Source organism: Niastella yeongjuensis (assembly GCF_900110245.1).
Taxonomy (GTDB): domain Bacteria; phylum Bacteroidota; class Bacteroidia; order Chitinophagales; family Chitinophagaceae; genus Niastella; species Niastella yeongjuensis.
Genome location: NZ_FOCZ01000014.1, coordinates 164,450 through 179,386, shown reverse-complemented (window position 1 = coordinate 179,386; position 14,937 = coordinate 164,450). Strand labels below are relative to the sequence as shown.

The window sequence follows — 14,937 nt, the reverse complement described above, 5'->3', positions numbered from 1 at the left end:
TGACGTTGATAGGCTACAGATGTACAGATGGTAACATCAAAGTCGAGTAGTACTAATTACCCGTACGCTTTAATTTTTTTAACAATTTTGAATACGAATAATATTTATTGTTAGTTCTATTACGATCGCATTTACAACTTCCCAATATGTAATCTTATTACGGTTTAGACATAACATCTTAACTAAAGATCTTATGGTGATTATACCGAGGGTGTTCACCTCTTCCCATTCCGAACAGAGAAGTTAAGCCCCTCATGGCCGATGGTACTACACAACAATGTGGGAGAGTAGGTAGTTGCCATATTTATTGTAAAAAGCCTCTTGACTGGTGTCAGGTGGCTTTTTGCTTTTTATACCTCCCTGGAAAGGGCAGAAGGCAGAGGGCAGAAGGCAGAAAGAAATACGACCACAAGCCGCACGCAATACACTTCTTCGCGACAAACTCCTAAGAACATTGCCTCCAGAATTTAGACCCCAAGAGCTAAGAACCCAACAACTTAATAACCCAATAACGGGAACTCGAACCTTTCAACTTTAAACTTTCAACTTGAAACTTGAAACTCAAATGAACTTGCCAATTGAGTTTAATTAAACGCAAATCTTCCACATACGATTTTACTTACATTTGTCGTATGCGATACTTATGCGTGCTATTAGTTTTCTGTACCGCTTTCAACCAACAACCTGCATGGCGAAAAATACAGATCAATGGAAAAGCTCAGGGTACTACATACCATATTACCTGGTATGTGAAAGACAGTACCATAGGTCAACCCCAGGTCGATAGCATACTGGCTAAAATCGATACTTCCCTCTCTATTTATAATCCTTCCTCTCTTATTACCAGATTTAATGATTCAGCTACCGCTGTAAACATGGATGCGCATTTTTTGAATGTGATCAAAAAGTCGATAGATACCTACCGGCAAACTGGCGGTATTTTCGATATCACAGTACAACCATTGGTACAGGCCTGGGGCTTTGGTCCAAAGAAAGTGAGCGCACTGCCGGATTCAGCCACCATTAAGGCGCTTAAGGATTGTGTTGGTTCTGATAATCTGCTGCTGAAAGGGGCCACATTGCAGAAACTGAAACCCTGTATAAAGATCGATGTGAATGGCATTGCCCAGGGCTATAGTGTGGATGTAGTGGCCAATTACCTGGAAGCGAATGGCATAACCAATTACCTGGTAGAAATAGGAGGCGAGATCAGGGTGAAAGGGCACAAACAACCTGGTGGTGAGAAAATGAAAATAGGGATAGAAGCACCAGGGGAAAATGATTATGAGCTGTCGATGATCAGCAAGATCGTTACGGCAGACAGTGGCGCTGTAACCACCTCGGGCAGCTATCGCAAATTCTATAAAAGCGAAGGCAAAAAGATCTCGCACCTGATTGATCCACGTACCGGTTATCCGGCTCAAAATGAATTGATCAGCGTAACCGTGTATGCCCGCGATGCCATTACCGCCGATGCATACGACAACGCGCTTATGGTAATGGGGTTGAAAAAAGCACTGCAGTTTGTAGAAAAACGAAATGATATGGCTGCCCATTTTATTTACCGTACCAGCAAGGGCGCTGTTGCCGATACGGCATCGGGCCGGTTTTATAAATTGTTGCAAATACAATAATTATACTAAATTGTCGGTACGATGCCACCGATAAATGGGAAATTTCAACTTATAAAAGAACGGGGATCGATTCCATTTTATCGTTTTATATAATAAACTTTTGCATTGCTTTATGAGCAGACGTCATTTCATTAAACAATCAGGAATACTGGCCGGAGGCCTGTTGTTATCCAACCAAATGGTGCAGGCTTTTGCCGGCACAGCTGATAAAATAAACATCGGTATTATCGGATGCGGCGACCGCGGAACGGGCATTATGAACATGCTCAAAGACCTTGCCGACCGCTTTTCCGTAACCGCTGTTTGTGATATACTCGACTTCAGAGTAGAGAACGCAAAAAAAGCACTTCCTTCCTCCAACCTTAAAGTGTATAAAGATTATCGCCAGCTGCTCGATGATAAGTCAATACAGGCCGTGGTGATTGCCGTTACATTAAGCGAACATTATCATATTGCCAAAGATGCACTGGCAGCAGGTAAACACATATACCTGGAGAAAGCAATGACCTATTCCATTGACCAGTCACTTGACCTGGTTAAAACAGCCAAAGCACATTCCGGTCAGATTGTACAAATAGGGCATCAATACCGGTCAACACCCCTGTACTTTAAAGTAAAGGAGATGATCGACAAAGGCTACCTGGGTAAAGTTACACAGATAGATAGCCGTTGGGACCGTAACTGGAACTGGCGACGTCCTGTACCAACAGGGTATTCTGATAAACAGGTGAACTGGCGTATGTATAGAGAATACTCTGGCGGACTGCCTGCTGAATTATTATCGCACCAGATGGATTTTATCAACTGGGCTTTCAATACCCATCCCGATGAAATACTGGGAACCGGCGGCATTGATTTTTACAAAGACGGCAGAGAGACTTACGACAATGTGCAGGTGATGTTGCGTTATTCCAAAGACAACATGATCGGTAATTTCGGCGCCACCTGTGGCAATGCTCACGATGGATATATCTTCAAAATAAAAGGAACGAAAGGCGCCGTGCATTTATTGATGCATGAAGGAGTGTACTATCCCGAACCCACTACCAAAAAAGAACTGCAAACAGTAGATGGCGTTACCGGCGCTACCAAAATTGAATGGAATAAAGATGGCGGTATTCCCATTATAAAAGAGGACCTGAAAGACGGTACTTATTATGCGCTGGTGGAGTTTCATGAATCTATTATCAATAAAAAGCTGCCCTCCTCCAATATTGTTACCGGCGCCACCACAGCCATCTGCGTGGCACTGGCCAACAGCGCTATCTATAATCACACGATTGAAAAGTGGAAACCTGCTTATAATATCTCGTAATCATCTTTAACTGACATATGAAAAAACTTAGCTGTGTACTTTTTGCGATTGCTTCTACGGCTGTAGCTACGGCCCAGTCGGGCGGCGGCTGGACGAACTTATTTGATGGGAAAACGCTCAACGGCTGGAACAAGATCACCGGTTCGGCCGATTATAAAATTGAAAGCGGTGAAATAGTAGGTCTTACTGTACCCAATTCGCCCAATACCTTCCTGGTTACGGATAAAGAATACGGCGATTTTGTGTTGGAACTGGAAGTAAAAGTAGACGACACTACTTCCAACTCAGGCATTCAGTTCAGAAGTCATTACAATCCTGAAATGGCCGATGGCCGGGGTGGTAAAGGCCGGGTATATGGTTACCAGTTCGAACTGGACCCTTCTTCCCGCGCCTGGACAGGTGGCGTATATGATGAAGCCCGCCGGGACTGGCTCTATCCTTTGTCATTGAACCCTGCTGCACAAGGCGCTTTTAAACGTGGTGAGTATAACAAAATCCGGGTTGAATGTATTGGAAATAACATCAGGACCTGGGTGAACGATAAAGTCTGTGCCTATGTAGTAGATACAGTTGATAAAAAAGGATTCATTGCCTTACAGGTACACGCCATTCCCAAGCCTGAGCTGGCAGGGGAGAAGATCCACTGGCGGAATATCCGGATAAAAACAACCGGATTATCACCACTGCCTTTCGCAAAAGGTGTTTATGTCGCTGATTATATTCCCAACACCCTTTCGCCCTACGAAAAAAGCGATGGCTGGAAATTGCTGTTCGACGGCAAAACCACCAACGGCTGGAAAGGTGCTTACAAACCCGAATTCCCTGAAAAAGGCTGGGAAGTAAAACAGGGAACACTGACTGTATTATCATCAAATGGAGCAGAGTCAACCAACGGCGGTGATATTGTTACCAAAGAAGAGTACAAGGCGTTTGACCTGTCGTTCGATTTTAAATTGACGCCAGGTGCCAACAGCGGAGTAAAATATTTTGTGACCCTCACTGAAAACAATGCCGGTTCAGCTATTGGTCTTGAGTACCAGGTGCTGGACGATACCCTGCATCCCGACGCCAAACTTGGCCGGGATGGCAATCGTACCCTGTCTTCCCTGTACGACCTTATCAAAGCCGACAAACAAAAGCGGTTCATTCGTCAGCCGGGCAACTGGAATACTGGCCGGGTGGTTGTATACCCCAATAACCATGTGGTGCATTACCTGAACGGAGTAAAGGTGCTGGAATACGACCGTGGTTCAGCGGCTTACCGCGACCTGGTGGCGTTGAGCAAGTACAAAAAATGGAAAGACTTTGGAGAAGCGCCTAAAGGGCATATTTTGCTTCAGGACCATGGAAATGAGGTAAGCTTCAGAAGTATTAAAATAAAGGAATTAAAGTAGCTTATGGCAATTTTGGAGATATTAGGAAACCCTTCCCGGCCTGTCGGGAGGGGTTTTACATTTTGGGCAGGCCCTGGTAAAAAAGAAAGGTCGCCTTTTTACAGGCGACCCTACACTAATCAAATACCATTAACCATTAAACCTTATCCTACTGCAAAGTTGCAACTTAAATCGCACATAAAAAATAGATTGCCGTAAAGATTTTGCACTAATAAATAATTACTCCTAGAAAAGAGGTAAAAAATAGGGTAATTACTATCTAAGCATGATTATTACAGAAGAGAAAATTACCTGCACAGCTGTGTACCGGCCTGCTAAAGGGTTTGCTAAAGCAATTAGGTGTTCATTTTTTACATAAAGGTTGCCTGTAATACGGAGGGTACAGGGGCTGAAAGCCGGATGGGAGTTAATAAATGTCTGTTTTACAATGGAGCCTTTTAAACCCTGCCTTTGTAATGTTAACATAAAAGAAAAAAGTCTCCCCGGAGGAAGACTTTTCCTTATCTAAAAAAACAAAACGAATACTAAGATTGAGTTTGAGATTGAGATTGAGGCGCCTGTTCGTTGTTTTTGTCGACAGTGATCACCGGTATTTTTGAACCGTATGATAACAACTTACGGGTGATGCGGTTCCACCAGCCTGGCATATGAAACTCCTTCAGCGGGTTGGCCATAATGAGATCGGCATTGATGCGCTTGGAGAAGTCGAGCGTACTTTTGGCCAGGTTCTTTCCTTCCAGCAAAAAGCATTGCACCGGAATAGTGCTCAGGCTTTGTATAACCTGCAACGTTTTGTTCACTACCTGCTCGGCAGCATTTCCATCTTTACGCAGGCTAACGAGGTATACAGTGCTCTGGAACGTACGGGCAAGTAATGTGGCAAACTTGATCCGGCGCACCGGCACTTCATCAGTGAGTGGTAATACGATCTTCTTGAAATGGCTTACCAGTCCACTTGAACGGATGGCGAGTGCCGGCACATTGGTTTTACGGGCCAGCTGACTAATGGAAACTGAAGACAGTATACGATGTATAAGATTGAATTTTGATAAACCCACTACAACCAGGTCCATATCGTATTGCTCGATGTATTTAACCAGTTGGTGGCTGGGGCGGCCCTGTAATAAGCTGATCTCTATTTTACCTTCTCCACACAAATGGTGTTGATAGGTTTCTTTTAGTAATTCCAGTTTTTTACGGGCATTTTTGAGGTCGGCGGTTATGTCGTAAGGCAGTAACATGCTGGCGTCAACAGGCACCAGCGGTAACAGATTTTTCGACACCACGTGTACCAGGTGAATATTGCACTGGAAGGTATTCGCCAGTTCAATAGCCTTGGAAATGGCCCACTTGCTGCGGCCGGTAAAATCAACCGGCACCAGAATGTTATATAATTTTCCTGGCATAGACGTTCGTTTTTAGGTTTACTGTTAGAAATGTGGTTTACTGTGTTGGGCTCCAGGCTGGTTGCATTAAGCAAATGCCAGGAGCGATTGGAAACTGTTCTCCCGGATGTTTGTAGAGGCGATTGTTTCCAGCAGATCGTCTTTTGTGCAAAAGGCAACGCCTTTACCGCCATGGCCAACCATACACCTGTCGTCGCGGCTGTCACCTACTACGATGGTGCGTTGCATGGGCACGTTGTATTTTTCACAGGCATATTGCAGGGCATTCGTTTTACAGTAGGAATGTCCGCATACGCTATCGGGTGAACCAAAGAAATAGGAAGGCAGGTTTATTTCACCGGTTACCTTTCCTTCAAAGAACTCCAGTTGATTGGCATAGGAGAAATCGGCGCCAATCTTTTGCCTTACAAAGTTGGTGATTAAAGTATAGCTGTTGCTGATGATGCCAATGATGTATCCCCGGTTCTTCAATTCTTTTACTACTTCTTTTATATCGCTTACCATTTCTATTTGACTGGCAACGTTCAACAGCTCGTCCATAGTGCGGCCTTTCAAAAAAGAACCGATCCTTTTGGTAAGGATGATGGGGTCTTTTTCCCGGGCGCGCAGGTCTTCGAGTTTGGCGGTAAAGCCAAAAGTGATGGCGCAGGTGTCAATGAACCGGCCCTGCAGAATGGTATCGTCCATATCGAAGATGGCCATTTTGTGAAAGCCGGATAATTTCTCGCGCAGGGTTTTGTTCATTTCCCGGTTAATGGCTTCCAGGGAATGAATTTCTTCTTCGCTGATCTCTTCGGGATGTTGTAATTGCGCCTTGCTGATGATGGCCTTTGATACTTCCTTGCTCATTTTTCCCAATGCCTGCCAGGGTTTGCTCTTATTTTCTATGTATCCGATGTTCACTTCGGTTACCCGGGCTTTCATCAGGTACATATCTATGAGGATACCAATATCAACGCCGTAGTCATTGAAGAAATCGATCGTTTTGAAATACGACTTTTTACCGGCTATCATGCCACTGAGCGGTTGTGAGAAATGAGAGAGGCCGGGATAAAAGATATTCAGCAGGGGCTTGGCCACCAGTTCGGTTACCCGGCCGGCATTGCGGGCGAAGCTGCCTTTTACAAAGTCGGCTTCATCTGCCAGCAGGGGGGCGGCCAGGTTGGTAATGGTACCTTCCGGATAGGGATCAATATCGCCATCGAGGAAAATGATGAATTCATTGGTGGTAATGGCAATGCCATCTTTCATGGAAATGCCTTTTCCACGCACCTGACTGATAATGACAGTAGCACCGGCTTCCTCGGCAATTTTTACCGTATTGTCTTCCGACTTATCGTCAACCACAATGATCTCCGTTACCAGCGGGAATTGCTGGCAAAAGCGGATCACATTACCAATAGTTTTCTCTTCGTTTAATACAGGAATAATTACAGTTAGCATATTTCTATGATTTCTCCGGTTTATGATTCTACAGTGTGTATACGGGTGAGGAAAAATGCTTCTTGAAAATGAGCCTGCCTGGGACGTAATTCCGATGTTCCGGTAAAGTGGCAAAAGATGTGCCTTTCCTTTCACCGGACATTAAAATTGGTTATGTGTGGGGAAAAATCCACACATACTAACCCCTATACACCCCATTTTTCCTGCGTTGAAGATCAACTGTGAATATTGACTGGGCGTTAATTTGCTATTAAAAGACAATTAAATAAAACCCTGTGCCAGCTTGTTTCCAATGAGGGTGTGGGTTAGGGTAGGAACGTTGATAAAGTTGATATTGTTGACGGGGTTGATAAAGGTTGACTTCGAGTTTCAGTTCTTAGGTTCTTAGGTTCTTGGGTTCTTAGGTTCTTGGGTTATTGAGTTCTGTGTTTTTGAGTCGGGGGGAATTGCTTAGCAGTGACGTATTGCTTGTAGATTGTGGCGTTTTCCTATCTGACGTTTGCTTCGCCCGCCGCAGCCGCCGGCTTGCGGAGTAGAAGGGATTCGCCCGTAGACCAACCTACCGCCTACTGCCTACTGCCTACTGCCTACTGCCTACTGCCTACTGCCTACTGCCTACTGCCTACTGCCTACTGCCTGCCGGGGCGGGGGGAAATAAAAAATCCCTCCGGGGATACCGAAAGGATTTATATAGTGTCGTTGCGATTGCGATATTAATAGTCTCTGTTGTAACCACCGCCGCCACCGCCGCGATTGTAGCCACCTTTTTTGTAGCCACCGCCGCCGCCGCCGCCACCGAAGCTGCGTTTTTTGAATCCGCCGCCGCCACCACCTTGTGGTTTTGGTTGTGCTTCGTTAACGATAATCTTACGGCCTAAAACTTCAGACTCGTATAAGCTGGTCAGCGCGTTTTGAGCTTCGCCGTCCTCAGGCATTTCTACGAATCCAAAACCTTTGCTACGTCCGCTGGTTTTGTCTTTAACAATCTTAGCAGATGTAACTGAGCCGTACTGCTCGAACAGGGTTCTTAAATCCTCATCGGTCATTTGCCAGGAGAGGTTCCCTACATAAATGTTCATTGTAACGAAAATTTTAGTGTTCTGAAAAAAAGGATAATGGCAATAGTTGCTACAATGAACTGAGGAAACCGAAAAACAGGTAAGACACTGCAGAACATGAGAACTAAGACATTAATCTAACATGAAGATAGGAGAATTATTTTGATTTAAACAATAAAAAAAATCCCGCGTTCAATCGGGGAGCGGGTTTGCAGAAAATACCCGATTTATTGTATACAAGTACCTAAGAAACAGCTGGAGATATACAAATGAGCCGCCAGGCCCGCCGTTCTATGGGGAAACCCTTACTGCTTATGTTGTTTTTTTACATATCCGGCAAAAAGAAAAGCCTTCCCCGCCAAAGGCAGAAAAGGCTCACTTTTATTGAAGTTGGAACGAATTACTCAGCTACTACTTCGAAGTCCAGCTCGGTGCTATGACCATTGCCGAAATCGATGGTTGCTTTATAAGCGCCCAGTTCTTTTACTTCATCAGGCAGAGTGATCTTTTTACGATCGATCTCATAACCTTTTTGCTCGCGGATGGCGCGGGCAATCTGCAAAGAAGTAACAGTACCGAAGATCTTGCCGCTGGTACCGGATTTAGCTCCGATTTTCAGGGCGCCTTCTTTCAGTTTGGCAATTACTTCATTGATAGCAGAAAGCATTTGCTTTTCTTTCTTTTCAATTTGCTTTCTTTTTTCCTCTAATTGTTTCAGGTTAGAAGGACTAGCTTCTACTGCAAACTTTTGAGGAATAAGAAAGTTACGGGCATAGCCATTGCGTACTTTAACTACCTCGTTGGCACCACCCAGGTTATCTACGTCTTTTATCAGTATAATGTCCATGGTGTCCTCCTATTTTAAAAGGTCAGTTACGTACGGTAATAAAGCCATTTGACGGGCTTTTTTACAAGCCTGTGCTACTTTACGTTGGTACTTCAAAGAGTTACCTGTAATACGGCGGGGTAATAATTTACCTTGCTCGTTCAGGAACTTTTTCAAAAACTCAGCGTCTTTGTAATCAACGTACTTAATGCCATATTTTTTGAAGCGGCAGAATTTCTTCCGGGGCTTCTCGGTTTTAATGGCGGTCAGGTACTTAATTTCATTTGCTTTTGCCATGACTATCCTTCTACTTTTTCAGTTCCTGTAGGTACACCACTTCTCTTTTTACCATTGTACTCGACGGCGTATTTATCGAGCACAGTGAACATGTGACGCAACACATTGTCGTCACGCAGCAATTGAATTTTCAATTGCTCATTGAGGCTGGATGGCGCTTTGTATTCCATTACCCAGTACAGACCAGTGGTCTTTTTCTGGATCGGATACGCCAGTGATTTTAATCCCCAGGGATTTTCGTGCACAATCTCACCGCCAATACTTTTGATAAAGTCGGTGTATTTTTTCTGAGACGCTTTAAAATCATCGTCAGAAAGCACAGGGGTAAAAATCACCATCAATTCGTAATTGTTCATTGATCCCTGTTTGTTGGTTAAAAAATTAATTTGGGCTGCAAAAGTAATTAAAATATGTCAAAGGGGCAAATGGATCTGCTGTGTTTCAAATGAAATGCTAAGGTATTGATAAACAGGTAGGTTAAAAAAGAAAACCCCCAGGATGCCATCCTGAGGGTTTTAAAACCAGGTGGGAGCAATTATTCCACCATTATCTTTTCAGTCTGAATTCCTGTTGAGCTGGTGAACTTCATCAGGTAAATACCTCGTGGTAAGCTACTTACGTTGAAGGTGGCGGTGTAGGTGGCAGCAGCCATATTCAGTTGCTGCAATGTTTTTCCATTTACATCCATCAGTTCAACCCGCACTGCTTCATTGCTGCCCTGGCGGTAAATGGTTACTGAGCTATGGGCCGGATTGGGGCCAACATAAAAACCACCCGTTCTGTCGGTCCTCACCTTAACAACGGCAGACAGGATGGATTTTCCATCAAGGTCCACCTGCTGCAGGCGATAATAGTTCATGCCATTTACCGGTTGCGCATCAGTATAGCTGTAACTGGTGGCATGGTTGCTGTTACCAGCAGCAGCTACTTTGCCTATGGCATTAAAGGTGCGGCCATCGGTGCTTCTTTCAACAATAAACTCTTTACTGTTGGTTTCCTGGGCGGTTGTCCAGTCAAGCTTTACTTTCTCATTTACCAGTTTACCTGTAAAGGATAAAAAGGTAACAGGAAGTGAGGTATTGATATCATTCCTGGTATACCAGATGGGTGCGGTGATAATGCGCGCGCTGCCATTGGTGATATCGAGATAATAATATCCGGTTGCCAGATCTGCCAGGTTATTATCCTGGAAGGTCATACTACTGCCGGTTACGGAAGTGATCTTTTGAGCAGCAACGCCGCTGCCGGGTACGCCAGTCATCACATTGATCACGGCATTACTTACGCTGGTCGTATTATCTGAAAGGCTCACGTTGATGATCGGTGCGTTGCGATCGGTAAATACAGATCCCATCATACGGGTGTTGATGGTGAAGTCAACTTTTGTATCGCAATCCTGTGTTGCATAGAAATGCATATCACGGTAGCCTTTGATAATGTCGGTTTTTGTAAGAGAAGGCGCCAGAACAGCTGTACGTGAATACGTGGTATGGCCGAAAGTGGTATTGTGGTTGTCGTGGTCAATCACCGGTCCCAGGTGATACCCTAAAGCGAGCAGTTTCTGGAAATAACCCAGATAGAACATAGAACTGCCCGGGTTGGTATAGGTAGTGTTCGTAGAAGTTGCAGGGCCGCTTTCTACGGCTGAGCCGGTGATGGCATTATCAGCAACCGTGTTATAGGTTGTATTGGACAGGTTGTTATAATCGCTTGAGTTGGGGTGAGCCAGTGTAGCGAAGGTATTTTTAGCCACATTGTCATTGATGGTTTTGAATAAACCATTGGGGCCGGTATAGTCGTTCTTGGCTACGTATACGTCGTAGTTGTTGGAAGAACCCCAGCCGCCGCTGCCGCTTTCCCAGCCAAACAGATCGTCCATACCATCGCCATACACCACTACGTGGCCACCATTGTTGATCACTCCCCATTCCATACCATACAATGCCAGGAAGTTGGAATTGGCGGCTGTGAAGGCATTGGCCTGAACCGATCCCTTGTGATAATTATCTATCTGGTTACCCGGGTTGTCAAAGTTGGAGTAATGGTTATGCTCTGAGATCCCCAGGAAATCCATACACTGGGCATTTTTGGCGTACGCGTAATCATCGGCAGGTGTTTTACCAGGTTGGTCCTGGTTACCATCTGAATAATCAGAATGCGAGTGCAGGGTACCAAAGTAATAATTGTTCACCGGCAGGTTGTTGGTTGCCTGTGTACCTGATAATGGGGCCGTAGTGAGGTATTTTGTTCCGCCGGTGCAATTTTTATTGGCAGCGAAAACAAAGAAATAATTAGTCGTGTTCGGCGTAAGATTAGTTACCAAAAAGCTGGTAGTAGTTGTGTTGGCCACCACTACGCCGCCACCGATATTATCGCCCACATTGTAATCGGTATTATCAACCGGCGTGGCGCTTAATGTCGGTGAAGTACTGCTGATGACCAGGTAATCATCTGCACCGGTACCAGCTGTGAAAGCCCCTGAAATGCTGGTATTGGAAGCATTAAAGGTTATGTTGGCTGGTTGTACCGTTGGGGTGGCACATGGCGGCAAAGGCTGTGTATTCTGCGATGCCGTTAACGGGGCGGTGATATTGTAAGCAGGTCCATTCAAACAGTTTTGTAACTGCAGACTGAACACATAGAAATAATAGGGCGTGTTGGGCACCAGGTTGCTGGCTGTAAATGTAGTGGCCGAACTGCGGCTCACCACGGTGGCGTTGCCAATGACATCGCCGGTTGCATATGCCTGTGCATTGACCGGGTTACTGCTTAAGGAAGCAGAAGTGCTTACCAGTACCAGGTATTCATCTGCGGTAGTAGCAGTGAAAGAACCCTGTATGGTACCTGGCGTTGTAGTACCAAATGTGAGCGCAGTTGGTTGTGATGCCGGTGCAGCGCAGGGTGGCAATCCGGCATTGGTGGTTGCCTGATCAATGAGGGGCGTGGGATAATACAAAGGGCCGCCGGTACAAATACTGTTCAGCGAATAAATAAAGAAATAGTATTGGGTAGAAGCATTGAGCCCTGTAGCAGTAAAGCTGGTACTGTTGCCATTGGCGATAACGGTACCGTCACCCACGTTGTCCCCTATGTTATAGATCTGTCCGTCAACAGGGTTCGACGTAAGGCTGCTGCTGGTACTGGCAATAACCAGGTAATTGTCAACTGCCGGACTGGCCGCCGTAAAGCTGCCCTGTATCGATACATCTGTGATAGTACCAAAGGTTAATGCTGTTGGGGCGGCAGCTGGGTTAACACAGGGGGTGGTAGCTACGGCAGTTACCTTCAGATTGTCGATACTGATCTTGGGTCTGGAACCAGTTGGCGTGGTACCGGCTGCAGCATTGTGATAATAAAAGCGAAGCCTGGCAGTAGCGCTGTTATTGAAGATGGCAGGCAGCGCAATATTTGATTGCGTACCGCTGGTGGGGGAGTTATTAGTAAAATTCAGCACATCCGCAAAAGTGAGCTCAGTCCAGTTGGTACCGTCGATGCTGGCATACACACGCAGAGAGCCATTGCGATCGCCCGTGGCATTGTTGATGGAAGCCCAGTCAAAACTCAACGTACCGGCATTTACACCGCTAAAGTCCATATAAAAGTCAAACGCAGCGGAAGAGGTATTATCGTTGGGCCCTGTCGACAGCAGAACGATCGACTGGGTAGCCGGTGACTGGTCGGTACCTTTTTGCACCCCGCCCGAACTACCGGAAGCAAATGTGCCGGTTTGTGTGGTGATCACATTGGCATTGGGAATGGCGCCTGCCCCTGATACTACTAACCCGTTAAAATGATTCGCCCCATTGCCATTGATGAAGAAGCTGGTCCAGGATGCGATATCCGTAAAATCCTGGGTATAGGTCATTCCGGGCTGTGAAGCCATGGAAACTGGCAATGTAGTATTGATAAACGACAGTTCAGTACCATAGGCTGTGCCGCCGGAAGTGGTTACATAGGCCTTGTAATACATTTTTTGATTGGGGTTGAGACCAGAGAGTGTCACACTGAAATTGCCACCGCTCAGGTTAGATGCGGGTACCTGTGTACCGGTGCCCGCCAGCCAGGGAGATACAAGACTGTATTCCAACCCGTAACCGGTGATGGGGGAACAACCAGTACTGGCAATGCTGCCTGCAATAGCCATTGTTGTGGTAACGCCCGAACTGGCACCCGTGTTTACTGTTGCAGTGGTGTTGATACCGGTACCGGCAACCGCAATATTCACGGGCGTGATGCCACCGCCGCTTACAACGATATTGCCATCATACGCTTGTTCCACAATAGGGTTAAACGTTACATAAATGGTTTTGCCGGTAAAGCTGGTGCCTGCATAAGAAAAACCAAGTGTGCTGGTGTAAGGACCGCCGGCTGATTCACTATACAGGAAGCCCGGAAGTGCAGCCAGTGAAATATTACTGCCATCCAGGTCGGCGCCATCCATGGTAAAGGAGTTAGGGCCGGTGGTGGTATTGACACAAACGTTTCCAAAGCCACTCAATGCAGCACCCTGGATAATTGTTGGGGTGCCGGAAGTTGCCCTGGTAACGGTTATGGTATATGTTTTGGTTGTAACGCCATCCTGCGCAGTTACAATAGTTGTTATGGTATTAACACCCTCGTTCAGGGGGATAGCAGAAGAGGAATTGCCGCTTGTTACCGAAATGCCATTAACGGTAATAGTGGCTATTGCATTTGTTGTGGGGGTAACGGTTAGGCTATTGACCGCATTTCCTACCGAGGCTGTATAGCTGGTGGTCGCAGCGGAAAATGCCGGTGACAATGTACCGGAACTAATAACTAGTCCTGTCAGGGAAGCATCTGTAGAGGCGGCTGTAAGGCTGAAATCATCGATACCAAGTCCATCATCATTCCCGGAAATATTTACGTCGTTCCATCTGATATAGAAGGTGGCCCCGGGTGCTATAGAAAGACCCGAAATCGTGTAACTAATAGCAGTTTGGTTTGTGCTGGCATTGCCATCATACATACCGGTAGTAGTCCCGCCGGGGTTAGGTGTATTCAAATCAAGGTTGTCTACATCAGTCCAGGTACCGGTAGTAAGGCCGGTAGCATTAAGACTGTATTGAAAATCGAGCCTGTCTAAACGGCCACCCGTAGCGCCCAAACGCCATTGTTCACCGGTGAATGAAATGGTAAGGGCGTTAATTGTGCTGCCGGTGTTGTTGGTAAATCCAGCTCCGATAGCTGGTTGTGAGGTATTTGATGCAATAGTGCCGAAAGCACGGTCGGAGCTGCCCGTGGCCCCAAAGCTGTAGGTGTCTCCTGCTGTTGAAGAACCGGTGCTTGCCGTATAATCGGTATTGCCGGTGGTTTCGCTGAATAACCAGCCAGGGGGCATATTGGCAGCCAGGGTGCCTGTTCCTGAATTGACCAGCGTATTGAAATCCTGGGTATACGCTGTGTTCATGGTGGTTATACTAACCTGTGCAAATAATTCAGGGCATGCTATCAGCAGCATACCCATGAGTAGTAGGTACAATTTTCTCATTGCGTGCATAAAGGTTTTGAAGGAAAAATATTTAAAGGTTATTCAATGATACTGG

At 45.8% G+C, this 14,937-nt stretch carries 10 protein-coding genes and 1 rRNA gene; 4 read left to right on the top strand and 7 right to left on the bottom strand.

Annotated features, from left to right (window positions below):
• Nucleotides 1-192 precede the first annotated feature (192 nt).
• The 4 genes from rrf (at nucleotide 193) to BMX95_RS28305 (ending at nucleotide 4,343) form a co-directional block, all read left to right on the top strand.
• Nucleotides 193-304 (top strand): 5S ribosomal RNA (gene rrf, locus BMX95_RS28320).
• Nucleotides 305-632: 328 nt separating this feature from the next.
• A complete protein-coding gene (locus tag BMX95_RS28315) occupies nucleotides 633-1,634 on the top strand; it encodes an FAD:protein FMN transferase (protein ID WP_081198467.1) in 1,002 nt (333 codons plus the stop codon).
• A 112-nt stretch (nucleotides 1,635-1,746) separates the two neighbouring features.
• Nucleotides 1,747-2,949 (top strand): Gfo/Idh/MocA family protein, encoded by a 1,203-nt coding sequence (locus BMX95_RS28310; protein WP_081198468.1) that lies wholly within the window; start codon nucleotides 1,747-1,749, stop codon nucleotides 2,947-2,949.
• Between the two features lie 17 nt (nucleotides 2,950-2,966).
• The gene (locus BMX95_RS28305; RefSeq protein WP_081198469.1) at nucleotides 2,967-4,343 is read left to right on the top strand and encodes a 3-keto-disaccharide hydrolase; all 1,377 of its coding nucleotides are present in this window, start codon (nucleotides 2,967-2,969) and stop codon (nucleotides 4,341-4,343) included.
• Between the two features lie 524 nt (nucleotides 4,344-4,867).
• Here BMX95_RS28305 and BMX95_RS28295 read toward each other — a convergent pair.
• The 7 genes from BMX95_RS28295 to BMX95_RS28260 all read right to left on the bottom strand — a co-directional run bounded on the left by BMX95_RS28295 (nucleotide 4,868) and on the right by BMX95_RS28260 (nucleotide 14,882).
• The gene (locus BMX95_RS28295; protein WP_081198471.1) at nucleotides 4,868-5,749 is read right to left on the bottom strand and encodes a universal stress protein; all 882 of its coding nucleotides are present in this window, start codon (nucleotides 5,747-5,749) and stop codon (nucleotides 4,868-4,870) included.
• Between the two features lie 66 nt (nucleotides 5,750-5,815).
• A complete protein-coding gene (locus BMX95_RS28290) occupies nucleotides 5,816-7,192 on the bottom strand; it encodes an HAD-IB family phosphatase (RefSeq protein ID WP_081198472.1) in 1,377 nt (458 codons plus the stop codon).
• Between the two features lie 713 nt (nucleotides 7,193-7,905).
• Nucleotides 7,906-8,271, bottom strand: coding sequence for an RNA recognition motif domain-containing protein (locus BMX95_RS35730; RefSeq protein WP_081198473.1), 366 nt, complete (start codon nucleotides 8,269-8,271; stop codon nucleotides 7,906-7,908).
• A 379-nt stretch (nucleotides 8,272-8,650) separates the two neighbouring features.
• Entirely contained in the window at nucleotides 8,651-9,097 is a 447-nt protein-coding gene (rplI, locus tag BMX95_RS28275; RefSeq protein ID WP_081198474.1) for a 50S ribosomal protein L9, read from the bottom strand.
• Nucleotides 9,098-9,106: 9 nt separating this feature from the next.
• On the bottom strand, nucleotides 9,107-9,373 hold the full coding sequence (rpsR, locus tag BMX95_RS28270) for a 30S ribosomal protein S18 (protein WP_014221276.1): 267 nt from the start codon (nucleotides 9,371-9,373) through the stop codon (nucleotides 9,107-9,109).
• A gap of 2 nt (nucleotides 9,374-9,375) precedes the next feature.
• Nucleotides 9,376-9,729: a 30S ribosomal protein S6 gene (gene rpsF / locus BMX95_RS28265; RefSeq protein ID WP_081198475.1), complete on the bottom strand. Its 354-nt coding sequence runs from the start codon at nucleotides 9,727-9,729 to the stop codon at nucleotides 9,376-9,378.
• A 179-nt stretch (nucleotides 9,730-9,908) separates the two neighbouring features.
• Complete coding sequence (locus tag BMX95_RS28260) at nucleotides 9,909-14,882, bottom strand: cadherin-like beta sandwich domain-containing protein (protein WP_165758846.1); 4,974 nt, start codon at nucleotides 14,880-14,882, stop codon at nucleotides 9,909-9,911.
• Between the last annotated feature and the right edge of the window lie 55 nt (nucleotides 14,883-14,937).

Bases quoted from the DNA above. Each gene is read 5' to 3' on its own strand.
- BMX95_RS28295 (WP_081198471.1), bottom strand. From the start codon at position 5,749: ATGCCAGGAAAATTATATAACATTCTGGTGCCGGTTGATTTTACCGGC.
- rpsR (WP_014221276.1), bottom strand. From the start codon at position 9,373: ATGGCAAAAGCAAATGAAATTAAGTACCTGACCGCCATTAAAACCGAG.
- rpsF (WP_081198475.1), bottom strand. From the start codon at position 9,729: ATGAACAATTACGAATTGATGGTGATTTTTACCCCTGTGCTTTCTGAC.
- BMX95_RS28290 (WP_081198472.1), bottom strand. From the start codon at position 7,192: ATGCTAACTGTAATTATTCCTGTATTAAACGAAGAGAAAACTATTGGT.
- BMX95_RS28305 (WP_081198469.1), top strand. From the start codon at position 2,967: ATGAAAAAACTTAGCTGTGTACTTTTTGCGATTGCTTCTACGGCTGTA.
- BMX95_RS35730 (WP_081198473.1), bottom strand. From the start codon at position 8,271: ATGAACATTTATGTAGGGAACCTCTCCTGGCAAATGACCGATGAGGAT.
- BMX95_RS28315 (WP_081198467.1), top strand. From the start codon at position 633: ATGCGATACTTATGCGTGCTATTAGTTTTCTGTACCGCTTTCAACCAA.
- BMX95_RS28310 (WP_081198468.1), top strand. From the start codon at position 1,747: ATGAGCAGACGTCATTTCATTAAACAATCAGGAATACTGGCCGGAGGC.
- BMX95_RS28260 (WP_165758846.1), bottom strand. From the start codon at position 14,882: ATGAGAAAATTGTACCTACTACTCATGGGTATGCTGCTGATAGCATGC.
- rplI (WP_081198474.1), bottom strand. From the start codon at position 9,097: ATGGACATTATACTGATAAAAGACGTAGATAACCTGGGTGGTGCCAAC.